Genomic DNA, 26280 nt, shown 5'->3' on the forward strand with positions numbered 1-26280 from the left:
TTTTTCAAAATTTTATTACCTCACTAAGATTATCTTGGAAGTCCTTGTAGAATAATTATTTGAGAAGCTTGATCATCCTCTCTAGATGCGTTAGTATGACCATCAAGATTCATAAAATCTGGACTTTCCCAGTAATGTGGTTGTACTGCCAAAAGAAATGTTCCTGGGATACCTACTTTATCCGAAACATCAATTAAAGAACCAAATTCTCCACTAATTCTGGTACTATTTCTTGGATCTAAATCCTGACGTACTACTAATTCTAATACTTTACTTGGGTTATTACCATTAATATCTGTCTGATAAATATATGCCGAATGTCCTCTACTGAATGAATTAGGGTCTTCTTGAATGTATACAAAGTTTTCTGTCACACAGATATTATCTGGACTTTGAAGCATTCCTAAGTTACCATCCATATTATTTGTGTCTGTATTACCACTTACGATCTGAGTCAATTTACCTGTAAGAGGAGAAGTTTCATCAAGTTCTAATTTATAAACAGTACCCCAATCATTATAAGTTCCTTCTCCTGGTCCTTTACCTGTTACTGCAAAAAATACATTTCTTCCGTTTGCATCACTTCCTTTTTGGTAATCTACATCTTCGACTCTCATAAATTGAGAGGCAAAAACATTGGTACATGCAGTTTCCATCTCGCTTTTTGTTAGATCTTTACCGTTAACTATCTCTACAAATTCTACATCATATGTAGCTTGAAAATCAAGTTGACTTTCGTTATAAGTAGTATTTGCAGCTACATTCTTAACACCACTAGCTCCATCAGAAACTTGTTTAAATCGTAATACATAAATCTTACCATTAGTAAGGTCATCATCTCCATTTTCTGAATAATATAGAGAAACTTGCCCTTCAGAACCACTAGAATCATCATCTCCTCCTATTATCACTGTTTTACCAACATAAGAATTTTTCGGTAATGGAACAGCATTTTCCCAAGAAAACTCTCCCAAAGCATCTAATCCAAAATCTGCATTAGGGGTTGGAGTTTCAACTCTAGGGTCAATTCCTTTAACATCATAATTAATACTTTCTGATGCAGATAAAAAGATATCTTTAGTTCCTCCATGTATTTCGGCTTCCCACATAGTTCCAGAACATTGACGAGCAAAATCTGCTACCCCCGAGTTTAATAAATAATCTCCTGATGTAGGAATCAAGTTTTTATCAAGATTGATTCGTGCTACAGCATAACTATCTTCGCAATTTACGATATACATATATCCTCCGTTTCCATCTTTTAAAAACCCTGCACCATCAGCAGATCCCGCTAATTGAAAACTACCTCCAATAACATCTGGAGTTGTTATCAATGAGTAAGCCTGAACATAGTTAAATTGTGGAGCAATCGCGACTAATGGATCATAAGATGATTTATTTGCAAAAATTGTTGGGGAAGGAACAAAATCTTCGCCATCTGCACCATCAGCACCGTCTTGACCATCGACTCCATTTGTCCCATTAATACCATCTTCTCCATCTTCACAACTCATAAAAGATATAAAGACAACAGAAACCATAAAAACTCTTGAAATAATTTTGCGTAAAGTATTCATTTTTTTCTCTAAATTTAATTTGTTATTGTTTTCCCGTAAAAGTATTCTTGGTCGATAGAAGTGTCGTTAATTAATAGTAGTGATTAAGTAAATCCTATTTTAAGTTTAGGTTAAAATCATTACTTAAACGTTATTATTTAGAATTAGTCCTATTAGTGAGGGAATTCATCGCTATAAAAACTTATAATATCCATCTAAAATGATCCAATAATTTATTTTAGACAAAGTATGGTTATCGCGTAAAATCAGTACATAATGCTAATTAATTCGTGATATCTGAGTTATTTTTGTTAATTTTATTAGGAATTGATTCTTATACATATCAATTCTTTGTAAGAGGATGATATCGAATACTATACCCATAAACGAAAACTTCAGGTTAGAAGCTTTAAAATCATTAAATATTCTGGATACCGAATCACAGAAGGAATTTGATGAAATTACAGCTTTGGCTGCGTATATCTGCGAAACAGATATGGCACTAATATCTTTGGTAGACAATGATAGACAATGGTTTAAATCTAAACACGGATTAAAAACTTGCGAGACTCCACGTAATAATTCTCTTTGTTCTCATGTTGTTTTAAAACCAAATGCTCCTTTATTAATCAAAGACACTCGAAAAGATGAGCGTTTTAATGAAGAGCCAATTATTCTTGAAGGAAAACCAATTATTTTCTATGTAGGAATTCCGTTAGTAGATAAAGATGGTTTTGCCTTGGGGTCATTATGTGTAATGGATAGTGTTCCCAGAGAACTTTCTAATAAGCAATTGGATTCTCTTACTGCTTTGGCAAAGCAAGTGATTATTCTTTTTGAGCTTAATAAAAAGAATAATGATCTTCAAGTAATTCAAAATAAGTTAAAAAAACATAACGAATCCTTAAGGGAGTTTGCAAGAGTAATTTCTCATGATCTTAAGATGCCATTAGCCAATGTTATTACATCGACAGATTTATTAAAGCTTAAACTAGGAGATAAACTCGATAATGAAAGTTTAGAATATTTTGATTATATCAAAGCTTCATCTTTCTCTATGAGTAATTATATTAGTGATGTACTTGATCATTATGAGAGTGAAAGCTTAATACATAATACACCCGAAGAATTTTATTTAAACCGTCTATTGAGTAAAATTGTTGATTTACTTAGTATGAAACCGGATTTTACTATTTATTTCCCCGAAGAAGATCCTATTATACAATGTAATAAACTTGCTTTAAAACAAATTTTCTTTAACCTTATCGGAAATAGTATTAAATATAATGACAAAGAGCAGATCATTATATCGATAGAAACTAACGAAGATAAAAATTTCTATTATTTCAGAATAACAGATAATGGAATGGGAATTCCAAATGATAAATTAGATACCATTTTTGAACTTTTTACTACTGCCAATACTACAGATAGAAGTGGTAATAAAGGTAATGGTATTGGGCTTTCTACTGTAGAAAAGTTAGTCGAAAACCTAGGTGGTTACATTAAAGTATCTTCTAAGGAGAAGGTTCAAACTACTTTTGAGTTTTCTATAAAGAAATCTAATTAAACTGCTTTAGATAGTATTGTTGCCACACAAGCCTGAGCACATTTTTCACCATCAATAGCTGCAGAAATTATACCTCCGGCATATCCTGCACCTTCACCACAAGGATATAATCCTTTAATATGTGTATGTTCTAATGTTTTCCAATCTCTGGGAATACGAACAGGTGATGATGTTCTTGACTCGGGAGCATGTACTACAGCATCATTAGTAAGATATCCTTTCATACTTTTACCAAATGCTCTAAAACCTTCTTGTAGTGTTTGATGAATAAATTCGGGGAATACTACTCCCATATCAGCAGATGTTAAACCCGGTTTATAAGAGGTTTCTGGAAGGTTTGTTGACATTCTTCCTTCAACCATATCTACTAATCTTTGTGCAGGAACTCTCTGGGTTTCGCCACCTACCTGCCATGCATGTTGTTCTATACTTTTCTGAAAATACATTCCAGATAATGGACCGTACTTAGAAAATTCTTTAAAATCTTCTATCCGTAACTCTATAACAATACCACTATTGGCGGTAGGTTGATCTCTTTTAGAAGGAGACCAGCCATTTGTAACCACTTCTCCCGGACTGGTAGCACACGGAGCAATAACTCCTCCCGGACACATACAGAAAGAGTACATCCCTCTTCCTTTTACCTGTTTTACAATACTATATGGCGAAGGAGGTAGATATGGCCCTCGAACCTCACATGAATACTGAATCTGATCTATAAGTTTTTGTGGGTGTTCTACTCGTACTCCCAAAGCAAAAGGTTTTGCTTCAATCTCTATTTTTTTATCATACAACAGTTCAAATATATCTCTTGCAGAATGCCCTGTGGCAAGGATAATCTTATTAGTTGCAATAGTACTCCCATCTAATAGAGTTACGCCATTAATTTCAGAGTTTTTAATTTTAAAATCAATTACACGGGTATCAAAAAGTACCTCTCCTCCTCTTTCTACAATTTTCTCTCGTATTGCAGTTATGATACCTGGTAATTTGTTTGTCCCGATATGTGGATGTGCCTCGACCAAAATCTGATCAGTAGCTCCAAATCCAACCAAAAGCTCCAAAATACGGTTTACATCTCCTCTTTTCTTAGATCGCGTATATAATTTACCATCGCTATATGTGCCTGCTCCTCCTTCTCCAAAACAATAATTAGAATCCTGATTAACAATATGATCTCTAGTAATAGCTTTAAGATCTCTACGACGTTCTTGTACATCTTTTCCTCGTTCTAGAACAATAGGCTTACAACCCAATTCAATACAACGTAGTGCTGCAAACAGACCAGCTGGCCCAGCTCCAATAATAATAACCTCTGATGCATTAGAAACATCAGGATATTCGGGTAATGTAATTGGTTGATCTATAAAATCTTCCTGTACATATACTTTTATCTTCAAATTAACCTTAATTGCGCGTTGTCGTGCATCTATAGAACGTTTTAAGACTTGAACATGTCTGATTTCATCCAAAGGAATACCATTTTTATCTGCTACCTTACTTTTTAATCGATCGGGATGTGCCGCAATTTCTGGAGAAACTTGTATCGTGAATTCGTATTGCAATCTTAGCTTAAGTTTTGAATTTAGGGCGAAGATACAACATTCTTTGCTTCAAAATAATACATGAAAAAAGTCAAAATAATACTTGTCAATAAATTGAGTCCCTCTATATTTAACCTTTTCTTAAGATATTAGTTCCTATCTTTGGCCTCAAATAAACCTTAAATTTACAATTATGAAAAAGCTTTTTTTATTAGCAATTGCGGTAATCGGTTTTTCAATTTCTTCAAATGCACAAGACATTAGACTTGGTTTTAAAGGTGGGGTAAACTTCGCTACATTAAGTGGAAATGATTATAACAGTTTAAAAGGACGAACAGGGTATCATATTGGTGCTGTAGTTCAAATAGGCTTATCAGATATGTTTGCGGTTCAGCCAGAACTTATATATTCTGCACAAGGAGCAAAATTTAGAGGCTTTGGTTCAGAGCAAAAAATTGATGTTGATTATTTAAATCTTCCTGTTTTAGTAAAATTTAAATTTGCTAAATTTTTTAGTGCAGAAGCGGGACCTCAATTTGGTTTTGTAGTTAATGATAATTATCCTGCTGGTAGTGAGCCAGAAAGTTTTGACTTAAGTGCGGCTGTAGGTGCTGGAGTAGAATTTGGTTCTTTCTTCGGTCAATTACGATATAATATTGGTTTTACTGATATAGTTGATAATGTAGAAGCTAAAAATTCTGTATTTCAAGTTTCTGTTGGATACTATATCTTTTAATACAAAAAAAGATTTATATATAAAAAGCGGAAGTAAAACTTCCGCTTTTTTGTTATCTTTTATTTTATGAAAAGCCAAATTTTCACCTTCTAGATCTCCTGTTATAGTTTCTATTATTTTTTGACTTACTTTTTTTACGAGATTTATTTCTTGGTGTCGATGCTGATTTTTCAAAACTTACTGTTGGCTCAAAACCTGCTACAGTTTCACTTTGTAACTTTTCTCCTAATAATTTTTCTATTCCTTTTACATAGCTTATTTCTTCCTGACTAACCAAAGAAATTGCTTCTCCACTAGCTCCTGCTCTACCTGTACGGCCTATACGATGTACATAATCTTCAGAAATATTGGGTAATTCAAAATTTACTACATGTGGTAATAATGGAATATCTAGCCCACGAGCTGCTATATCTGTTGCTACCAATACCCGAATCGTTCCTTTTTTAAAACCTCCAAGGGCTTTTGTTCTAGCTCCCTGGCTTTTATTTCCATGAATTGCTGCGGCAGTAATACCTTGCTCTACCATTTTTTTTGTTAGTCGATTGGCTCCATGCTTTGTTCTGGTAAAAACTAATACTTGTTTCCATCCTCCTTCTGATATAAATTTAATAATTAGTTCAGATTTTCTTTTTTGATCAACTCTATATAACTTTTGTTCAATCTTCTCTGCGGTAGTATTCTCTGGTTCAGCTTCAACCCAGACTGGATGATGTAAAATCCCATTAGCCAATTGTTTAATTTCCTTAGAAAATGTAGCAGAAAACAATAAGTTTTGCTTCTTTGCTGGTAGTAAGTTTAGAATTTTATTGATATCTCTTTGAAACCCCATATCAAGCATACGATCTGCTTCATCTAAGACCAAAATTTCAACATTGGCCAAAGAGAGTGCTTTTTGATGATGTAAATCCAATAATCGTCCGGGAGTAGCAACCAATACATCAACACCATTTCTTAGCGCTCGTATTTGTGGATTTGCATTCACTCCTCCAAATATTACCATTGATCGCAAATCTAGGAATTCACTATACACCCTAACACTATCCAATACCTGAGCTGCTAATTCCCTTGTAGGAGTTAGTACCAAAGCACGTACAGGTCTTTTTCTTAATTTCTGTCCTTGAGATAGAATCTGTAATAACGGCAATGTAAACCCAGCTGTTTTCCCCGTACCCGTTTGCGCAGATGCTAAAACATCTTTTCTTTCTAAAATCGGTGGAATAGCTTTTTCTTGAATTGGTGAAGGAACTGTATATCCCTTTTTGTCGATGGCTCGCAAAAGTTCATCGGATAATCCTAATGTGTTAAATGACATATAAATCGTTTAAGAAATAACAATTTATGGGAAATGCCATTTCTGAATATTCTTGCAAAGATAGGCCTATTTTATGTGATTTTCTTTAGTATAACAATCTAGAATGATCTTTTTGTTTAATCGACTACCCTATCCTACTGCTTTAAAATAATCTATTGAGCCTAATGCATCATAGCATATAAAAAATACGCTTTCAAAATCCTTATTCTCAAATCTTATAGTATATTTACACAATCCAAGAATTAATAAGAGGAATGCAGTTTAAACACCCAGAATTTCTTTACGCTCTTTTTGCACTTATAATTCCTATTCTAGTTCATTTATTTCAGTTACGACGTTTTCAAAAGGTTAATTTCACAAATGTTCAGTTTCTAAAGGCTGTTATCATACAGACTCGTAAGAGTTCTCAGATAAAAAAATGGTTAACACTACTTGCTCGTTTATTAGCTATGGCAGCTATAATTTTTGCTTTCGCACAACCATTTCTGGCATTAGAAGAAATCGTTGGTAAAAAAAGTAAAACAGCACTATACCTTGATAATTCCTTTAGTATGCAGGCTAAAGGTTCTAAAGGCCCTCTCCTAAAACGTGCAGTACAAGAAATCCTTAGCGACCTCCCAGAAGAAGAAACAATATCTCTTTTTACCAATACAGAGACATTTATTGATGTTTCTAAACAAGATATTCAAAACGATTTATTACAAATCGAGTACTCATCAAATCAACTTTCTTACCCTGCTGCCTATCTTAAAGCTAAACAATTATTAGGGACTTCTCCCGAAACTATTAAACGTATCATAATGGTTTCCGATTTTCAACAAAAAAAAGAAACCTTTGCTTTACAAAAAGATATTACCACAAAAACACATCTTGTTCAATTGCAACCTGTTACCCGGCAAAATATTGCTATCGATAGTTTATATGTAGAGCACAATACAAATAACGATCTCACACTTAATGTAGTGCTAAGTAATACCGATGCTAATGCAGAAAACACATCTATTGCACTATATAATGATGATAAATTAATTGCTAAAACAGCAGTTTCAATTCCTAAAAATGGTACAACCGAAACTGAATTTCGTTTAGACGAAAACATAAAAATCAATGGTCGGGTTACTATAGAAGACCCTGCAATAACTTTTGATAACTCGAGGTTTTTCACCATAAATACCCCAGAAAAGATAAAGGTTGTCGCTATTAATGAAGCTAATGATAGCTTTATTAAAAATATTTTTACCTCTGATGAATTTACGGTACTAAACAGCTCTGTCGAAAGACTTAATTATAATGATATTAGTAATGCAAATCTGGTTATAATTAATGAGGTTACACAAATTCCAGTATCACTTATAAATGCATTAAAGCCCTTTGTTGATCAAGGAGGTACTATTTGTCTTATTCCTGCCGTACATGGAGATTTGGTTTCCTATCAACAGTTTATAAGTGGATATTCGACACAAGGATTATTGGCAGAAAAAACACAAGAAAAGAAAATTACTTCTATTAACTTCTCACATCCATTATATCGAGGGGTATTTGATAAAAAGATTACTAATTTTCAATATCCAAAGGTAAACAGCTATTATCAAGCAAATGCATCTAATATTATATTGTCTTTTGAAGATAATAGTCCTTTCTTATATAAAACAAATAATATATACGTATTTACATCGGCAATAAATCAGGAAAACTCTAATTTTAAGAATTCCCCGCTAATTGTTCCTACATTGTATAACATTGGTAAACGAAGCTTGCAGCTTACCGATATATCATATACTATTGGTCAGATCAATTCTTATGATGTTCCTATATCTCTAGGACAAGATGGAATATTGTCTTTGGTTTCTGACCAGGAAAGTATTATACCATTGCAGCAAAGTTTTTCTACAAAAGTAAATATCACTACAGATGAGGTCCCTACGCGAGCAGGAATTTATAGGATACAGGATAAAAATAACAGTGTTAAACAACATGTAAGTTATAATTACAATAGTGCAGAGAGTGATTTACAATATTATAACTTAAATACCACAGGAGAATATCAAGTAAGCCAATCAATAACAGAGCTTTTTGAGCAAATAAAAGAAGAGACTAGTATTAATGAACTTTGGAAATGGTTTATTATTTTTGCGTTGCTATTCTTGCTAATTGAAATACTATTATTAAAATATCTAAAATGAACTTCTTATTAAAGGCTGCTACTGTAATTGACCCAAAGTCTACCTTTCATCGTCAAACAGTTGATATCTTGATCGAAAACGGGATAATTACAGATATTAACGCTACAATCAAAGCCTCTGATCATGTTGAAGAAGTTACATTAGATAACTTACATGTCTCACAGGGATGGTTTGATAGTAGTGTAAGTTTTGGTGAACCAGGATACGAAGAACGTGAGACTATAGATCACGGCTTGCAAGTAGCTGCAAAAAGCGGTTTCACTGCTATAGCATTACATCCAAATACATTTCCGGTAACCGATAATAGCACTTCTATAGGTTTTCTTAAAGGAAAATCTCAAAATAGTGCAGTATCCCTATATCCTATTGGAGCTTTAACAATGCAATCTAAGGGAATAGATATGGCAGAGTTATATGATATGCAACAGGCAGGCGCTATTGCCTTTGGTGATTATAAAAAAGCCATTCAAAACCCTAATTTATTAAAGATTGCACTTCTTTATGCGCAAAATTTTGATGGATTGGTTCTATCTTTTCCTCAAGAAAATAATATTGCCGGAAAAGGAATGGTTAATGAAGAAGAACAAAGTACTTTACTGGGACTAAAAGGAATTCCGGCTTTAGCAGAAGAGTTACAGATTGCACGGGATTTATTTCTATTAGAATATACCGAAGGGACCTTACATATCCCTACAATTTCGACAGCAAAATCAGTAGCACTAATTCGAGACGCTAAGGCAAAAGGATTACAAGTAAGCTGTAGTACAACCGCCCATCATTTAGCATTAACCGATGAAGAACTGGTTACATTTGACACTAATTATAAGGTGCTCCCTCCATTAAGAACGCAAAAAGATGTGAATACCTTAATAGAAGGCATGAAAGATGGTACAATTGATATGGTTACCAGTGACCATCAACCTATAGATGTAGAACATAAAAAGGTAGAATTTGATCATGCAAAATATGGTACAACGGGATTAGAAAGTGCTTTTGGCACTCTTAATACTATATTAGATATCGAAGAAACAGTAACAATGCTTACCAGAGGGAAATCTATTTTCAAAATAAGAAGTGAGAGTATTGAAAAAGGAAACACAGCAGATTTATCTCTATTTAATCCTATAGGTGATGCTACTTTTACAGAAGAACATGTTATATCTTCATCAAAGAATAGTGCTTTTATCGGAAAATCAATAAAGGGGACATCTTATGGTATTATAGCTAACGGAAAAATAGTATTAAAATAAATTTATTACAAAACTAATTTCTTCACTAAAACCCAGTGTAGTAATAAAAAACATCAATCATGGAGTCTGACTACGCAAAACAAGGAAAAACTGCAGCTATAGTTGCTTATCTAACTATTATTGGAACTATTATAGCTTTTTTTATGAATCAGGAAAGTAAAAACCAGTTTGCCAGTTTTCATATCAGGCAGGCATTGGGAATTAATATTTGTTTTTACCTTTTGGGAGCTCTAGCAAGTATTTTTGACTCCTGGGCAATCTCTTCTGCCTTTTACATATTTATTTTTGTTCTCTGGATATTTGGTTTAATAACTGCAATACGAGAAGAGCAAAAAACGGTTCCGATTCTAGGGCCTCAATTTCAGGTATGGTTTAGTTTTATTAAGTAAAAAGCTATAATGAACTTTTGTATATTCAAAAAAATAGCAAAACTAGTTCTCAAGTCCTTACTATTCCTCTTTTTAACTGCTCTAACTCAAATTGGTGGGCTTATATATATTCTTACAGAATTATTTGTTAAAAGAAATATCCGAAAGTATAGATTCAAAAAAATAGGTGTATTTCTTATTACTTATGTGTTTATAACATTTTTAATTGTTCCATATATCGCTCCATTATTTGGCAGAGAAAAAATAAAAGATACTACACAGATAAAAGCACATAGTTTTGTTACAAAGCTTTTAAACAGAAATTATGTACGTCCAGAACTTTATATTGCTTTAGAAAAAATCGGAAGTTCGTTTCAACAGTCTAATCCTGAGATTGCATTGGTATATCTTGATGCTAATTTTCCATTTATAAATGGGTTTCCATTACTTCCACATTTAAGTCATAATGATGGTAAAAAAATTGATATTTCATTTATCTATCAGAATCAAAATAACAAGATTACAAATAAGAAACCTTCAATTAGTGGGTATGGAGTATTTGAACCTTCTATCCAAAAAGAATACGATCAACCGCTAGTTTGCAAACAAAAGGGATATTGGCAATATGATTTTACAAAATATATAACTTTTGGAACTATAAACAAAGGGTTAAAAATTTCTAAAAAAGCTACAAAAGATTTACTTTTGGCAATTGTAAAACAAAAAAAGATAAAGAAAATCTTTATAGAACCGCATCTTAAGAATAGATTAGAAGTACAAAGTGCCAAAATACGATTTCATGGATGCCAAGCTGTACGACATGATGATCACATACACATACAATTAAAATAAAACTATGCAAACCAAAACATTGTCATTATATCATATTATTAAAGAACCAACCATAAAAAAAGAAAAGACTCCTGTTCTTTTTATGTTTCATGGATATGGTAGTGATGAAAATGATCTTTTTTCTTTTGCTTCAGAATTACAAGAAGAATTATTTATTATCTCTGTACGCGCACCATATCCTATGCAACCCCATGGTAATGCATGGTATGCTATTTACTTTGATGCTGCTCAGGGGAAATTTAGCGATGATAAACAAGCCATAGAATCCAGAGATAAAATTGCTAATTTTATTGATGAAGCTGTAAATGCCTATGATTTGGATGCAGATAATGTTACACTTCTCGGATTTAGCCAAGGTACCATACTTAGTTATGCTGTTGCACTCTCCTACCCTCAAAAAGTTAAAAATGTAATTGCACTTAGTGGTTATATAAATGAAGATATCTTAACTGATAAATATGATACTAATGACTTTTCTAAACTGAATCTATATTGTTCTCATGGTAGTGTAGATCAAGTAATTCCTGTAGACTGGGCACGTAAAGCTCCTGTTTTACTATCAAAACTTGGTATCGAGAGTCCGTTAAATGAATTTGCTGTAGGACATGGTGTAGCACCACAAAATTTTTATCAGTTTAAAGAGTGGTTAAGCACTCATATTTAATATCAGAATTCAACTTTAATTTTGTGCCATTTGTCTATATTTTTATAGGTCATTGAGAAATTATAATAATCTACAATTCGATATACTAATGATAAACCAAGACCACTAGAATCGGGCTTATTTCCCGATTTCTTAAACCTTCCGAACAACTCTTCTTCTGGTATTTCTAAGGGTTCTCCGGTATTTTTAATTTCAAAATATTCATTGGTAAGAGTCATCACAATCTTACCTGATTCTATATTATGCTTTATGGCATTACCAATCAAATTATTAAATAAAACATAAGCCATTGTTTCGTTAATTTCTATTGTTGGATTTCCACTAAAATCAAAGGTTATCGTTATATTTTTAATATCAAGCAGTTCTTTTACTTCTTCAATTTTCTTTTTAAGATACTCTGCAACTACCAGTTTTGATGTATCTATAAATTGATTATTATCAATTTTTGATAATAATGAAAGATTATCCTTAAGTTTTGATAGCCTTCTTGTAGATTCATACACTTGCCCTAAAATGGATATTTGCTGCTCAGAAAGATTTTTATCTTGCATCAAAAGTTCCATTTTGTTTTTAATAATCGCTAATGGTGTTTGTATTTCGTGAGAAGTGTTTTCGGTATATTCTTTTAAATTCTTATAATCTTTTGCTACTTGATTTGTCATGAGTTCTAACGTAGAATTTAACTCCCGAAATTCCAATATTTTGGTTTCACTAAAAGATAATGGTTTTGGTTTTTTAACATTAAAATCTTTTATCTGGCTCAGTGTATTATAAAAAGGTATCCAAATTCGTTGTGAAATGATATTACTCAATATAAGCATTGTAAAAAAAAACAAAGCAGTAATCAAAGTAATAACCTGCGTAACACCTCGTATTAGATCTTCTGAAGAAAGTAATGATTTGGTTATCGAAAAGATATAAAAATCATCTCTCACTTTATCAGAAAAGGTGATCTGCCTATAGTTCATCTCCTCATTTTGGTATTCATTAAACAATACCGTGTCTTTTATAAATGTTTGTATTTCTGGATCCCTATTTACTTTTTGAATAACAACATTATCTCCTATATTTAAACTATAGCTACTTAACAACTCATCATGTCTATACAATTCATCTATTAATTCTTCTTTTTCGGCAAACAGTTTATCATTAAACTCACTATTTACTGTATGTCTAATCACAAAGTAAGAAGATAAACCTCCTATTAGAGATACAATAAATAATCCAATAAAATAATAACGATTAGATAAACTTAGTAATTTCATTGATCAGAAAATTTATACCCTACACTGTATACTGTCTGGATGTAATCCTTTCCTCCTTGTTCTAGAATTTTTTTCCGAAGGTTTTTTAAATGCGAATAGACAAAATCGTAAGAATCTGCCATTCCCATTTCATCCCCCCATAGATGTTCTGCAATAGCTCCTTTAGGGATCACACGATTTGGATTAGAAATAAAATATAATATTAAGTCATATTCTTTTTTAGTAAGTCTGAGCGTTTTGTTATTCACTTTAACACTCATTTCATAGGGATATACTTCAATTTCGTTAAAAGTGATTGTATTTTGAGCATCAAAATTTCTTCTACGGATAATCGCCTTTATACGTGCATTTAACTCTGCCAAATCAAATGGTTTAGTAAGGTAATCATCTGCTCCAATATCTAATCCATAAATTCTGTCATCGATAGCATTACGAGCAGACACAATAATAATTCCTGATTTTGATCTCATTTCCTTAACTTGTTTGATAACATCAAGACCACTACCGTCAGGAAGGTTAATATCAACAACCAAACAATCGTATTCATAATCCCAGCTTTTTTCTTTTGCCTTAGCTAAATTATCTACCCATTCACATTGGTACCCCTCTCTTTCAAGGTATTGTACCATTGATTCGGCAAGCATATGTTCATCTTCTATAATTAGAACTTTCACTTCTTTCAGATTAAATTTAATACTCCAATTACCTTTAATTAAAGAAACAAATAATTATCAGAAAGCAAAAGTTTTTACAAACAATATTCGTATTCAAAAATGAGTTGATTTAAAACTTTAAAAAGATTACTTCCTATCTGTCTTTTCAGATCATAATTTCAAAAAAAAACAATCTAAATAATGTCTACAGATTTGCTACAGATTCTCAACAAATTCTCTACAGATTCTAATGCTACTTTCGCACCCGATAAAATAAATTAGTAACAAAACAACCGCTTAACCATATTAAAAAAATGGTTAAACCATAATCTAAATTTAAAATCCTATGAAAAAAATACTTAGCATAATTCTATTTCTTTTTTTACAAATAAGTTTTTCACAAACTCAGGAAGATTATCAAGAAGTGATTTCAGAAATAACAAATGCATACAATACAAAAGATGCTGATAAGGTTTTTAATGCCTTTTCTGTAGAATTACAATCAACATTTACTTTGGAAAAAGTAAAGCAATTTGTTTCTGAAAACCAAACAAAAAAAGGCCCCATGGGAGCCTCGGCCTTTTTGTTGGACGAAGAAAAAGCAAAAAGATACTTAACAGAATTCGAAAATACTTCTATGATTCTAATTCTAGGCATTTCTCCTGATAAGAAAATAACAAAACTAACTCTTGAAGAATATTAAGATTAAAAAATTAACACTTTAAAATAACGAAAATGAAAAATTATTATTCAATTACCAAATCAGCACATATACTACTGATACTTGGGATAATGACATTAGGTTTTACTACCATTAATGCCCAACCAAAGCCAAAATATGGTGTAATGACCTATAACAAAGCAATTAACATATCAGAGAAACAAGGCATGTTAATTCAGAAAATAGCCAAAGATTACCTATACATGGTAGAAAATTCTGATGATGAAAAAGCTTCTAGAAATCTGAGAACTAGTAAGATCATCTTTGAAAAACAAAATGAAATTTTGTTCAAAAATTCTAGTAATAAGATAACAAAAAGTAAAATTAAAAAAGTTAGTAATCTATGGTCGACATTTAAAAAACTAGTAGAAAGCACTCCTAATTTTGATAGCGCAAAAAAAATCTTAAACTTAAATACTGACTTACTTAAAGAAACAGAAAATGTAGTACGTTCAATCGCCATAGAATCTAAAAATGCTAATAAAATGATAAAAGGCTTAGCCAACGATAAGTCTTATAATGAAAAGGATATAGAACTTAAAAAGATTATAACAGTATCTGGGAGACAACGTATGCTTGCACAAAGATTAGCACTATACTATTTGGCAAATCACCCAACACTTAAAGACAAAAATTCTGATCAAATGTTGAAAAACATATACAATGAAATAGACGGCATGAATACACCATTACTTCTTTCTGACTTTGATAATGCAGAAATAGATGAGAAGATTGCGAATGCCTTGACTATATGGGAACTCATAAAACAAGATAAACTTAGAAAACAAGGCTATAAGCATAAAGAAATCTATGATGTTTCTAATAAGCTCACCAGGGCATATAATGAAATAACGACCTTATACGAGCATACAAAATTATAATTGTATCCTTCCTTTGCGTAAACAACATGTCAACACCTCAATTAATCTTGTAAAACACCAATAATATCAAGCAATCTAACGTGCCTTATCCCCAGGGCACTGCTTTGAAAAATTCTAAAGATTAACACCCCACTACTAAACCAAACAAAAATAAAATGATACAAGTTTTCTGTTATGAAATATCATTTCAGATCCTGGTAACATAATAGAAAATAACAAATTAACTATTTTAAGAATACTGATTCATGAAAAAAATACTATTACTAATAATCACAATAGCATCTTTCTCTTTTGCTAATGCTCAAGAACATCATAATAACACTACAAAAGAGCATCATTTTGATAAAGATTACGATAAAAAAGGAGAGTTTGAGCAAGGGGATGTATTTGTTTCTGCTTTGTTTGGATTTGATTCCAAAACAATTAAAAACGAAGGAGAAGAGCATAAAGATATTATGTTAGATGTATTCACCAGAGTCGGTTATCTTATTTCTGAAACTGTAACCGGAGGTGTAAAACTTGGGTATGAAAGTGAAAAAGAAGAAGAAGGAGAAGAAGAAATTAGATCTCATCATGGACTTATCGGAGTATTTGGACGATATGATTTTACTCCAGGTCATAAATTCTCTCTTTTTGGTGAACTTGGGGTAGATTACCTTACAGCAGATATAGAAAGAAATGGTATTAAAAATAGAGAAAAAGGATATAAAATTGGACTTATCCCTGGATTAACCTACTTCTTGAATGATCATTTTGCTATTGAAGCTTTATGGGGAGCTATATCTTATGAATCCATGAAAGCTGATGAAGGAGAAAAATCTACCGACGAAATTATTGTAGGATTTGATTTTGAGCATATCAATTTTGGATTAGCATATAAATTCTAAAGACAATATCCGTTATAGCTTATTATAGTAATTACCCTAAAATCACCTATACATTACGATTGTATGGTTACATAACTAAAAATAGTACAAATAAAATAATAACATACAATGAAACTGGTTTTAAAAAAATACGTCTACGTGATCGTTGGATTTTTACTATCTACAATCGGGTATTTATATTGTGCCATAGCAAATATAGACTTGGCAAAACAAATGGATATATATTTTAACTTTATAAAATCATCAAAAATCGATGAATTGATCTTTCTATGGTTTAAGTTCTTTTCTCTATTTATTATGCTGAATATTATCGTTATTCTAGAAAAGAAGCGAAACGTTGAAAAGAGAAAAATATATCACTCAATGTTATATGCAAGTAATCATATTATAAGAAACTTCTTATATCAATCTCACATCCTAAAAATGGAGGCTGAAGAAAACATTACATTTAATAAGAATACTATAAACATGTTTGAGGAAGGCAAAGATGAAGCAATGCTGTTACTCAAAAAGTTGTCTTCGATAACCAAGATTGATGATGAGAGTATATACAATTCTATTAAAGAAGAGATTGAAAACAAAAACTGTACAGTATAATCCTAAGTATAAAAAAACTATCACAAAACAAACCAACCGTTATTCTTGGGTAGGCTAAGAATAACGGTTTTGTGATAGTATAACGAAGTTTTATATTGTCTGGTTGACTAATAAATTTTCATTAAAATATTTAAAAATTATCTGCTGCTAAAGCAGCAATCTCAATGTCGTTTAGTGCTTTATTAAAAAACAATATGTCATCCATAGCACCAAAAAACCTCTCCCCGTTTCCTTTATCCATCGAACCTATAGCTATGATTTCATAATTTGGTGTATTAGGAGTGATTGATCCATTACTTGATGATCCTTCTACATGCTGTCAATTAATATATATTTTAATTACCGATCCATTTTCTATAGTTAATGCCACATGAGTCCATATATCTTTATTAATAACACCTCCATTTGTATTGGTGTTTGTCCTCACGCCAAGTGTACTTCCAGGAGATGAAGGTAGAGATTCTTAATAACTTGCATTTAAAATATTTTGCCCAAATGCTCCCCCTGTAATAGATAAATTATACAAAGGAGTAACGGTACTATTGTTTTTACCCAAGAGCGTACCATAACTAGTGCCACTTCCCTTCACCCACATCGAAACTGTAAATGATAAATTTGTACCTGGAAGTATATTAGGGATTGTAAAATAACCTTGTAAAAAATTATTTCCCCTAAATTGATATCCTCCATTAGTTATTCCGTGTCTATCTAGCGATACGTTTCAGATTGATAATAAGCCCTATATTTTCTTATACCTTGTTGTAAAACGTTTTTTTTCTCCACAAATACCCAAAAACTAATATGATTATTACATAAAAAGCATTGAAAATCATGGCGTGCGTAAATTCATCTTTAGTTTCTGTAATAGTTAGTAATGTACCTCCAAAATGGTTATTACTAGCATGCAATAATGCTCCTATAAAAATTGAATATCGATTAAAACCAATATAAGAGATAATAAATGAAAGAGCCATGCCTACTAGTGGATAAGTAATAAAAGCTTCTATATATGGATGATTAGGAAAATTATAACCTTGTAGCGCAATAGGCATATGCCAAATACCCCAAACCAGCCCTAGAAGGAGTATTCCCTTAAATGATCCAAAGCCATCTATCAATTTTTCTTGTAAGTAGCCTCTCCAGCCTATTTCCTCTCCCAAAATAAGAATTACGGTGATAGGATATCCAATTATTAATAGAAGTATTGTCATTAAGGGAGAGCCTATTTTGGATAAATCTGGTACTGTTCTAATATTTAAGAATATTTGTGTACAAATAATGACTCCAAAATAGAGAATGGGAATGAGAAAAGCCAAAAAAGCACCTTTGAAAGGTGGTTTAAAAAACTTCAAGTCTTTCCAGCCACCTCCTTCTTTTTTGTTCAAGATCAAAGCTAAGATTGCTGGAATAAAAGCATAGACTAACATTATAACTGTATTAGCAATAGGTTTTGAGAAGTCAAAAATTATTGTAGTTGTGAATCCAAAAACCCAAGAAATACCCAGAACTAATAGGATATACTTTTTTGCCTTTTTAATAGGATGAATTGAGTTCGTTGAATTAGTCTGTTCGTTATTGATTGTATTCATAAGATTTTGTTTATCACAATTAAATGCTAGGCAAATGAACGGATAAACTATACCTCAATCGACTCATTGGAAGCTTTGAGACCTTTTATTAAGTTGTTTTTTGAATTCTACAGGTGTTATTCCAATTTGTTGTTTGAAAATGCGATTAAAAGTGGCTTTTGAATTAAACCCTGAATCATAAGCAATGGCAAGTAATGTTAACTTCTCAGCAGCACCTTCTTCTAATTTTTTTCTAAAATAGTTTATACGATGGGTATTGACATATTCATAAAAATTTGAGGCCAAACAAATGTTGAGAAAGTAAGATAATTTCTTATCTGATATATCTAGAATATCTGCCGTTTCTTTTAAAGAAAGGTGCTGTTTTTTGAAAATTTCTTGTTCTTTGAATACAGTTTCTAATTGAGTTTTAAGTTTTACAAACTCTTTTGATTCACAATTAAAAAAAGATGTGGTTTTGATTGTTTTTTGTTGAGAATTTGTCTTTTTAATAAACTCTTGCTGGACTCCAGAGATTAAAAATACTTGTACTTGATTTACTCCATAATAACCGATATACCAAATGAGCAGTGCTAAATAGAAGAGATTTGTATATACTAGCAAAGAAATAGGATAAGCAAACAGCAAAAGTCCACTAACCATGTCTATGATCAAGAATAGAACAAAGCCTCGAATCCAAATAGAAAGCCATTTTAAGTCTAATGTATTTATATTAGCATAATTGTTTTTAACCAGTCTTCTATAACGTTTCAATAGTTTATGGCTTAGAAAAAGGTAGTATCCCAAGTGTAATATACTTAGAAAAGGAATCAAGAACGAAATGATTTGAAAAAGACTTGTTTTGTTATCTAAAGACAATCCAAATACATATTGAGGTATGCTATAGACCAAAAAAGCGGTTCCAAAAGGTAATAGACTTTGCATAAATCTTTTAAAATCAACCTCAGAAGTATAAATAGTTTTGATATATTGGAAAATGCAAGATCCTAATGCAAAGGGAATAATAACTCCCAAAGGTGATATTACAGTAGTCAAAAAATCCCATTTTAAATATAAAGATGCATAGGTGAGAAATAATAGTAAAAAGGCTACAAGAATACTAGCTAGAATTTTATTAGCCTTTCTTTTTTCCCAGGTCCTACTTAGTAGTAGAATTAGAAAAAGAATAGTACTAATTCCGGAGTAAGTCAAAAATATAGTGAAGTCCTTCATTTTTTATTGCTTCATAGTGCTATTTTAGTATTTCCTTATTCATGTTTTACAACGTCTCGTCTATATTTAATTATTTATTCTACGTTCAAATTTTATTTTTCTAATTCCGTGGTCAGTATTCCATTGTTTAACTTCTTTGAAATCAAATTTTTTATACAATTCAGTAGCAGGCCTATTTTCCAGTCCAGTTTCGACAACAAAAAGATTAGAATCAAAAGTATTAAAAACGAATTCTATTAACTTTCTTGCAATTCCTTGTCTAAAAAAACAAGGATTAACAACCAAGCTATGAATATCTGTAAGCTTATTGTTATGTTCGATTTCAATTACTCCAGCAAGTTCTCCATCTTTTAAGTAACCGAAAAACTCTGTATTACAATTTACATAATTTTCAAGAGGTCTTTTCAAAGGTGGAAAATTAGTAGTGTTTAATAATTCTGCTTCTATTTTATATGATAATTGAAAAACTGAACGTATTCTTTTAGATACTTCTATGTCTTTATTTTGAAGTCTTTTGATCATTTTTTGTAATAGTTTATTTTAATTAAGCACAACAACGTCTCTTGCATATTGCGTTTGTTTCATGAAGGGGGCATATATAATATATAAATTCCTGTAATGTGTTTTATCTTTTTTGACTTTTGAAAAGATAGGTAAATTCAATTCCAATTCCCACACTCAATTCATTAAAGTCGTTCACTTTGTAATATTTAAGAAATCCATAAACTTTTTTGTATTGTTTTTTAATTTCTGTGTGATATTCAGTCAAGTTTCTGTAAATAGTTGTTTTTGTGAACACTGACATTAAAAAAGGCCGTCCAATCCAAGTTCTAATTCCAAGTGTTGTACCAATAGAATTTATATTTTTGTTTTCTATTGTATTTACAAAGTCAATTTTACTGGCACCTATAATTGCACTTATTTTATTAAAATTAAGATTTGTTTCGATGGAGTAAGCAGATAGATCAATCTTATCATCAAAGTCTAAATTTCGATAGGAGGAATTAATATCGACATTAAAATCACAACTCACAAAAAGGTGTTCTAAATTTAAATAAGCATTTACAAACCTGTTTTCCTCTAGATTAGTTTGATAACCAATTCCGCTTTTGAGAGTTGGTTGTCCGAAAATTGCTGGAAAGGTTAAGTGAAATTGTCCGCCGATAGGGTTATTTACTACTCCGCTGTTCAAATAAAACCCAATGTGTTGCGCATCAAACCAGTCTATGTTACAGTCTTCTTTTAATGCTATTTCTATATTTCGTTCATTCTTTAATTTGAATTCTAAAGCTTGAAACCCTAGATATGAAAAGGATAGAACTCTTAGTGAATCAGGAACAGTAATTTTAAAATTTCCATCAAAGTCAGTTTGAGTTCCGATTTTTGTTCCTTTTATAATTATATTTACTCCAGGAAGAGGAAGATTGTCCCCCTTAGCTTTTACAACTCCACTATACTCTTTTGATTGGCTAAATGTAATTCCGCTTATAAATATTAATAGAAGTAATAACGTTTTTTTCAAAATCGATTGATTTAATTTGAATACTAAATTACTTTAAGCTTTGATTTTGAAAAAGTAATATTGAGTGAAACTACACTTTTAATTAGGGAAATTATTTTAATGCATTTCACATAGTGTTATGTGATGTTTTTCTTTCTAATAGTATGGTCAAACATTGCGCATTATTTTCTAATTGATGACATTCCTCAACTTGATTTGCCAAATAAGTATTAAACATCTGTTTTTTATCTGGATTAGATTTAATTAGTCTTGCTATTTGTTCACGGATTATAGCGGTATTTGATTGGTTTATATCTCTCAACTTTTTCTTGTCCCAAATTATTTGGTCAACAATCTTAAACTCACTCTCCTTGATTTGCCGATTGAACTCAGTTTCGGTTGGTAAATCATCAGGATTGTTTTCTGAGTTGGTATTATAGATAGTTTCAATAATAATCCAACTCTGATTAGACATATACTTCTCTAATTCAAATAATGATTGTGTTATATTTCCAAATATATCAGAATCATGTCCATAAATAACAAGATCAAAGTTGTTATGTTTTTCTATTGATTTTTTTATGTCGGCGGTCTCAAATTTTAGGTTTTTAGAATAAGCTCTTTGAGAGGCATATGTTTTTGCTTCATCAGTAAATTCAGGCATTAAATCAATTCCGACTCCTTGAAATTTAATCTTTTCACTTAATTGTATGAGTACTGCCCCTTTTCCACACCCTAAGTCAACCACTCTTTTTAGCTTATTATTAGGAATATTTCTTTCAACTAATTCTATTATGTAATCGGCCATACTGCCAAGTTCCCATAGTTTTTCTAAAACTTTTGGAATAAATGGAATCATTGCTGAATCATCTAAATCAAGTGAGTCAAGAAAATCGTTGGTCATCTCATTCATTTTTTGCACGTTGGTTTAACGCTAAATATATGGCAAGTAGAGCTGAAAACAAGCGATTACTTTTGGTTTAGCCACAAGCCATTTTTTTACATTTTATTTTAATTTTTCTCTTTAATACTCACCGAAGGACTACGAATACCAAAATATAAAACAAAAACAAAGTCGTAAATCAAAAGATTTGGTGGCTTTTCAAATAGACAATGACCTTTCGTTTAAACACTAATTGCCCTATTTGTTGTATATAGTGTTAGCGGTTCGTTGTTTTTTCATTCAGTTTATCCGCTGTAATTATTCTATTCGTGTAGGAATTAATTGTTAGCCTAATACTTCTTTCGTGATTTTTGATATAAATATTTTTACCTTTTTTCTGAAATTCAGATTCGTCAGTCTCTGAGAGAATTATATCAATTAGCTTTTCAATTTCGTCTTTTGAAAGTTCTAAATTCAATTTCTTATTTATTCTACCATAAACAAGTTCGGTGTAACAAATTTTGTTTAAAATCTCTTTTTTATAACTGTTCATTTGTTCGTTTTTATAGGTAAATAAATATCAATTATAGAATTCGGTTTATTCCATTTAAACCGATAATCATATTTTTCCTTTGTGAGAAAATATTTCGTATTCTTCTTTTTTGGAATTTCTAAATGTGTAAAATTATCTGGAATTATAAAATTGGTTACTGGAAGCTTTCTTTTATAATTTAAATTCGGTAATATTTTCTTTAGTATCAAATATATGTGGATAATGTTCTTTTGCATTATTTATCATAAACTCTAATGGTACATCTTCGAAATGTCCATAGTCATCAAGATATTCCATAAAAAGATTCCCTTCTTCATTAAATTGTTGTAAAAAAGAATTGTTCTCTCCATCAAACTCTAAAGGAGCGACATTACACATCCTGCACATTGATTTATTAAAAGCTGGAGATAATTTAAGCCATTTATCATTTAAATAGACGTTTACCATTCCGTGTGGTGTTAATTCATTTGTTCCAAATTTTTCTGTTAATCTTTCTACTCCAATATGGTTTTTTACTTTTCCTAAATGAAGTCTTGAAGGTATATTTAAAGCACGAAGACAAGTAATCAATAATATCGATTTCTCTACGCAATGTCCTTTTGATTTTTTAGCAATATTACTAGCTTTAAAATTATCTTTAGAAAAGCTTAAATTATAAGGATCATATCTCCAAGAATCACGAACTTTTAAATACAAACGTATAGTCTTTTCTTTTTCAGAGAGTGAGCTCGTTTTAAATTCAGCGATAAGTTGTTGAATTTCATCACTTTTATAGTCAAAATAATATGTCGATGCTAAATAATCCATTTTCGGTTTTTTGCGTTCAATATTTCTGCTTGTGGCTAACGGTTTGTGTCTGATTAGTTGCCTGTTTTTGGCTGTAAAGTTAATTATATTACTCTAATTGTATGCTTGCGAGAGATTTGTCCGAAGGAACAAATCCACCAGCAATTAACTATACACGTCTTTGTTACCTGCTGGTTTTTTTTCTTTACTTCTTTATACTTTATATTTCCATGGCTTTCGAAATTATAAGCTGCCATGACTTTTCAATATGATGCTTTTTTATATTCGTTTGTCCAACAGACATTCTCAAAGTGTATATTCCATTGACCTTCGTATGGGTGAGATATATTAATCCTGTAGCATTCAACTTATGTAAAAGCTCTTCATTTATATTATTAAGATCTTTATTACTGTATGGTTTTTGAGGTTTAAAACGAAAGCATACTAAGTTCATGCTACGTGGTACGATCAATTCAAATTCAGAGGATTTCACTATTTCATTCTCTAACCACTTCGCTAATTCGATATGAAACCTAAGCTTATTTTGTAGTCCTTCTAATCCGTAATATCTCATTACAAACCAAAGTTTTAATGAACGAAAGCGTCTACCTAGAGGGACACCCCAATCAGAATGATTACTTACGACTCCATCTGTTTTTGATTTGAGATATTCAGGTAAGATTTCAAAAGTATTTACCAATGCATTTTTATCCTTTACAAAGTAAATTGAACAGTCAAAATTCGTGAAGAGCCATTTATGTGCGTTGAATACAAAACTATCTGCTTTTTCTATGCCCGCTATTAATTCCTGATATTCAGGAAGTAATAGAGCGGATCCAGCATAAGCCGCGTCTACATGCAACCAAATGTTTAGTTTTTCAGATATATTAGCTATTTTATTCAATGGGTCAATTGCCATTGTACCAGTAGTTCCGATAGCAACAACAATGCATAATGGTTGATAACCGTTAGCTATGTCTTCATTTATCGAATCAAGTAGTAGCTCTGGATTCATGGCTAATTTGTCATCAGTTGGAATTTTAATAACATTACTCTTTCCTACCCCTGCTATCTTAGCTCCTTTTTCAATAGAAGAGTGTGTTTCTTCAGAACAATATATTCGGTAATTAGCCAACCCTTCGTAGCCAGCATTATTTATTTGATAATTTGATTTTTGTTCTCTTGCAGTGAGAATTGAGGCTAATGTTGCAATTGAAGCAGAGTCTTGAATTACACCTGCCCATTTTTTAGGAATTCCAAGTGCATCTCTCAACCATTCTATCATTCTTTCTTCAAGCTCAGTTGAAGCTGGGGAGGTGTCCCATTTCATTCCTTGTATGCCTAATGTTGCGGTCAACATTTCTGCTAATATAGATGGAGGGCTATTATTGGCTTGGAAATAAGCGAAAAAATTTGGATTCTGCCAATGTGTAATACCTGGAATAATCACATTTTTAAAGTCATCAAATATAGAATCAATATCTTCACCTTTAGTTGGAATATCACCATCTATCAGATTATAAATTTCTTTTGGTTGTACTTGAGATTTTACAGGATAATCTTCAATGTTATCCATATAATCGGCCATCCAATCAACAAATTGATGGGCATGTTTTCGAAATTCTTTTGTTTCCATATTTGGATGTGTTCTTTTGAGCTGCAAGTAACGCCTCGGTTATGGTTAGTACGGGATTAAAATACAGTTAATTTCCGATTAAGCACTTATTAGCTATGTTTTATAGGGCACGTGTTACCAGCAGTTTTTATTCTTCAAGCCCTAATACTTTCCATTCATTCCCAATCTTGAAGATATTCAGTTTTTGTTCTGATTTCCCTCCGTCAGGATAATAACAAATCTCGGTAACAATACAATGTTCATCAGATATGTTTTGTCTCTTAAAAGCTCTTTTAATATTCTCAAATTTAGGCATACCATTTTCATTTATATTTTTAATAAATGAAAGTTTTAGTACTTCGGCAGTATTATTTATAAGTTCATCATTAAGTTCAATTTGAACAGTTTTCTTTAACATAAACTCTGCCTCCTTATAAAAGTCTTTACAGTTTATTGATTCTTCTAAATTATCATTATCATATGCGTGTTCAAGCGATAAAATTGCTCCTTCAGGGGTTTCAAAATTTTCTATAAAATAATCCTCTCCATCATCAATTATCATTCCTCCAAGGCTCTTGTCAAAGTTTTGTAAATCATTTCCAGTTAATCCCTCCCTAATAGCTCTAATTGTATAACCACCTATAAGTCTTCCGTTTTCAATAATCATCCAATCCGAAACATAATCAAAAGTAATTCCTATCTTTTCATTAATAGACACATTTTTGACATCTATAGGTTCATTTCCTACTATTCCATAAATATTCCCTTGATTGTCAAAATCAGGTTCCATAAGCCATATATGCTCAGTTTTTTCATTATCCTCTATTCTTGCTTTAATGGAGAAATACTGTTGTCCATCTTTTGGATTTTCAACACATTTTTTAAAGTAATGTAATGTTAATCTAGCTTTTTCCATTCCCCAATTCATCCTTTCATTTTCACTTGGCATATTATAAACATCAGGATTTCCTTCACGTTTTCTTACATTTTTTTTGCTTCCAAATAGTTTATTAAGTAGTCCCATATTTTATTTTTTGTAATTGCTTGTAATGTTTTATAAATACATTGTTGTAGAACGTTTTTATGTTCTTCTTTTTAATTG

26 protein-coding genes are annotated in these 26280 nt (G+C 31.4%); 11 read left to right on the top strand and 15 right to left on the bottom strand.

The genetic code is table 11. The features are described 5' to 3' along the window. Positions 1 to 29: 29 nt before the first annotated feature. Entirely contained in the window at positions 30 to 1577 is a 1548-nt protein-coding gene (locus tag ATE84_RS17405; protein ID WP_101449175.1) for a hypothetical protein, read from the bottom strand. Between the two features lie 340 nt (positions 1578 to 1917). Between ATE84_RS17405 and ATE84_RS17410 the strand changes: the two genes are divergently transcribed. After that, positions 1918 to 3126 carry an ATP-binding protein gene (locus tag ATE84_RS17410; protein WP_101449176.1) on the top strand — a complete coding sequence of 403 codons (1209 nt, stop codon included), beginning with the start codon at positions 1918 to 1920 and terminating at the stop codon, positions 3124 to 3126. On the opposite strand, the gene ATE84_RS17415 is transcribed toward ATE84_RS17410, so the two are convergent. Beyond that, the gene (locus tag ATE84_RS17415) at positions 3123 to 4691 is read right to left on the bottom strand and encodes an NAD(P)/FAD-dependent oxidoreductase (protein WP_101449177.1); all 1569 of its coding nucleotides are present in this window, start codon (positions 4689 to 4691) and stop codon (positions 3123 to 3125) included. The genes ATE84_RS17410 and ATE84_RS17415 overlap by 4 nt on opposite strands. Positions 4692 to 4863: 172 nt before the next feature. Between ATE84_RS17415 and ATE84_RS17420 the strand changes: the two genes are divergently transcribed. After that, positions 4864 to 5406 (top strand): porin family protein, encoded by a 543-nt coding sequence (locus ATE84_RS17420; RefSeq protein WP_101449178.1) that lies wholly within the window; start codon positions 4864 to 4866, stop codon positions 5404 to 5406. Positions 5407 to 5488: 82 nt separating this feature from the next. Here the strand turns inward: ATE84_RS17420 and ATE84_RS17425 are convergent, their stop codons facing one another. Then, positions 5489 to 6718 carry a DEAD/DEAH box helicase gene (locus ATE84_RS17425; RefSeq protein WP_101449179.1) on the bottom strand — a complete coding sequence of 410 codons (1230 nt, stop codon included), beginning with the start codon at positions 6716 to 6718 and terminating at the stop codon, positions 5489 to 5491. A gap of 254 nt (positions 6719 to 6972) precedes the next feature. Here ATE84_RS17425 and ATE84_RS17430 point away from each other — a divergent pair, with 254 nt between their 5' ends. From ATE84_RS17430 to ATE84_RS17450, 5 genes are read left to right on the top strand one after another with little or no spacing between them, the layout of a single operon-like run. Beyond that, on the top strand, positions 6973 to 8901 hold the full coding sequence (locus ATE84_RS17430; RefSeq protein ID WP_101449180.1) for a BatA and WFA domain-containing protein: 1929 nt from the start codon (positions 6973 to 6975) through the stop codon (positions 8899 to 8901). Continuing rightward, positions 8898 to 10151, top strand: coding sequence for a dihydroorotase family protein (locus ATE84_RS17435; protein ID WP_101449181.1), 1254 nt, complete (start codon positions 8898 to 8900; stop codon positions 10149 to 10151). The genes ATE84_RS17430 and ATE84_RS17435 overlap by 4 nt, the downstream gene beginning before the upstream one ends. 59 nt (positions 10152 to 10210) lie before the next feature. Continuing rightward, positions 10211 to 10540, top strand: a complete 330-nt coding sequence (locus ATE84_RS17440) for a DUF4870 domain-containing protein (RefSeq protein ID WP_101449182.1) — start codon at positions 10211 to 10213, stop codon at positions 10538 to 10540. Between the two features lie 9 nt (positions 10541 to 10549). Continuing rightward, positions 10550 to 11371, top strand: a complete 822-nt coding sequence (locus ATE84_RS17445; RefSeq protein WP_199176887.1) for a hypothetical protein — start codon at positions 10550 to 10552, stop codon at positions 11369 to 11371. A 4-nt stretch (positions 11372 to 11375) separates the two neighbouring features. Then, positions 11376 to 12035, top strand: coding sequence for an alpha/beta hydrolase (locus tag ATE84_RS17450; protein ID WP_101449183.1), 660 nt, complete (start codon positions 11376 to 11378; stop codon positions 12033 to 12035). 2 nt (positions 12036 to 12037) lie between these two features. Here ATE84_RS17450 and ATE84_RS17455 read toward each other — a convergent pair whose 3' ends face one another. Then, positions 12038 to 13300: a HAMP domain-containing sensor histidine kinase gene (locus tag ATE84_RS17455; protein WP_101449184.1), complete on the bottom strand. Its 1263-nt coding sequence runs from the start codon at positions 13298 to 13300 to the stop codon at positions 12038 to 12040. After that, positions 13297 to 13974 (bottom strand): response regulator transcription factor, encoded by a 678-nt coding sequence (locus ATE84_RS17460; protein WP_101449185.1) that lies wholly within the window; start codon positions 13972 to 13974, stop codon positions 13297 to 13299. Before ATE84_RS17460 ends, ATE84_RS17455 begins: the two co-directional genes overlap by 4 nt. A 325-nt stretch (positions 13975 to 14299) precedes the next feature. Between ATE84_RS17460 and ATE84_RS17465 the strand changes: the two genes are divergently transcribed. From ATE84_RS17465 to ATE84_RS17480, 4 genes are all read left to right on the top strand, one after another. Continuing rightward, positions 14300 to 14656: a hypothetical protein gene (locus tag ATE84_RS17465; RefSeq protein WP_101449186.1), complete on the top strand. Its 357-nt coding sequence runs from the start codon at positions 14300 to 14302 to the stop codon at positions 14654 to 14656. Positions 14657 to 14688: 32 nt separating this feature from the next. Next, a complete protein-coding gene (locus ATE84_RS17470; RefSeq protein WP_101449187.1) occupies positions 14689 to 15555 on the top strand; it encodes a hypothetical protein in 867 nt (288 codons plus the stop codon). A 245-nt stretch (positions 15556 to 15800) separates the two neighbouring features. Then, positions 15801 to 16442, top strand: coding sequence for an outer membrane beta-barrel protein (locus ATE84_RS17475; protein ID WP_101449188.1), 642 nt, complete (start codon positions 15801 to 15803; stop codon positions 16440 to 16442). 108 nt (positions 16443 to 16550) lie between these two features. After that, positions 16551 to 17039 (top strand): hypothetical protein, encoded by a 489-nt coding sequence (locus ATE84_RS17480; RefSeq protein WP_101449189.1) that lies wholly within the window; start codon positions 16551 to 16553, stop codon positions 17037 to 17039. Positions 17040 to 17169: 130 nt separating this feature from the next. On the opposite strand, the gene ATE84_RS26620 is transcribed toward ATE84_RS17480, so the two are convergent. From ATE84_RS26620 to ATE84_RS17530, 10 genes are all read right to left on the bottom strand, one after another. Further along, a complete protein-coding gene (locus ATE84_RS26620) occupies positions 17170 to 17280 on the bottom strand; it encodes a LamG domain-containing protein (RefSeq protein WP_143273662.1) in 111 nt (36 codons plus the stop codon). Positions 17281 to 17788: 508 nt separating this feature from the next. After that, positions 17789 to 18628: a CPBP family intramembrane glutamic endopeptidase gene (locus ATE84_RS17485; protein WP_101449190.1), complete on the bottom strand. Its 840-nt coding sequence runs from the start codon at positions 18626 to 18628 to the stop codon at positions 17789 to 17791. Positions 18629 to 18691: 63 nt separating this feature from the next. Continuing rightward, positions 18692 to 19840: an AraC family transcriptional regulator gene (locus ATE84_RS17490; RefSeq protein WP_101449191.1), complete on the bottom strand. Its 1149-nt coding sequence runs from the start codon at positions 19838 to 19840 to the stop codon at positions 18692 to 18694. A 66-nt stretch (positions 19841 to 19906) separates the two neighbouring features. Continuing rightward, positions 19907 to 20362, bottom strand: coding sequence for a GNAT family N-acetyltransferase (locus tag ATE84_RS17495; protein ID WP_101449192.1), 456 nt, complete (start codon positions 20360 to 20362; stop codon positions 19907 to 19909). Between the two features lie 103 nt (positions 20363 to 20465). Continuing rightward, the gene (locus tag ATE84_RS17500) at positions 20466 to 21362 is read right to left on the bottom strand and encodes a carboxypeptidase-like regulatory domain-containing protein (protein ID WP_199176888.1); all 897 of its coding nucleotides are present in this window, start codon (positions 21360 to 21362) and stop codon (positions 20466 to 20468) included. A gap of 106 nt (positions 21363 to 21468) precedes the next feature. Beyond that, positions 21469 to 22245, bottom strand: coding sequence for a bifunctional 2-polyprenyl-6-hydroxyphenol methylase/3-demethylubiquinol 3-O-methyltransferase UbiG (locus ATE84_RS17505; protein WP_158237280.1), 777 nt, complete (start codon positions 22243 to 22245; stop codon positions 21469 to 21471). A gap of 256 nt (positions 22246 to 22501) precedes the next feature. After that, complete coding sequence (locus tag ATE84_RS17510; RefSeq protein WP_101449195.1) at positions 22502 to 22777, bottom strand: DUF3781 domain-containing protein; 276 nt, start codon at positions 22775 to 22777, stop codon at positions 22502 to 22504. 171 nt (positions 22778 to 22948) lie between these two features. After that, on the bottom strand, positions 22949 to 23584 hold the full coding sequence (locus ATE84_RS17520) for a transglutaminase family protein (protein ID WP_101449197.1): 636 nt from the start codon (positions 23582 to 23584) through the stop codon (positions 22949 to 22951). 199 nt (positions 23585 to 23783) lie between these two features. After that, positions 23784 to 25226: a pyridoxal-dependent decarboxylase gene (locus ATE84_RS17525; protein WP_199176889.1), complete on the bottom strand. Its 1443-nt coding sequence runs from the start codon at positions 25224 to 25226 to the stop codon at positions 23784 to 23786. Between the two features lie 100 nt (positions 25227 to 25326). Then, complete coding sequence (locus tag ATE84_RS17530; protein WP_101449199.1) at positions 25327 to 26202, bottom strand: YegJ family protein; 876 nt, start codon at positions 26200 to 26202, stop codon at positions 25327 to 25329. Positions 26203 to 26280: the final 78 nt, after the last annotated feature.

The organism is Aquimarina sp. MAR_2010_214, from assembly GCF_002846555.1.
Classification (GTDB): Bacteria; Bacteroidota; Bacteroidia; order Flavobacteriales; family Flavobacteriaceae; genus Aquimarina.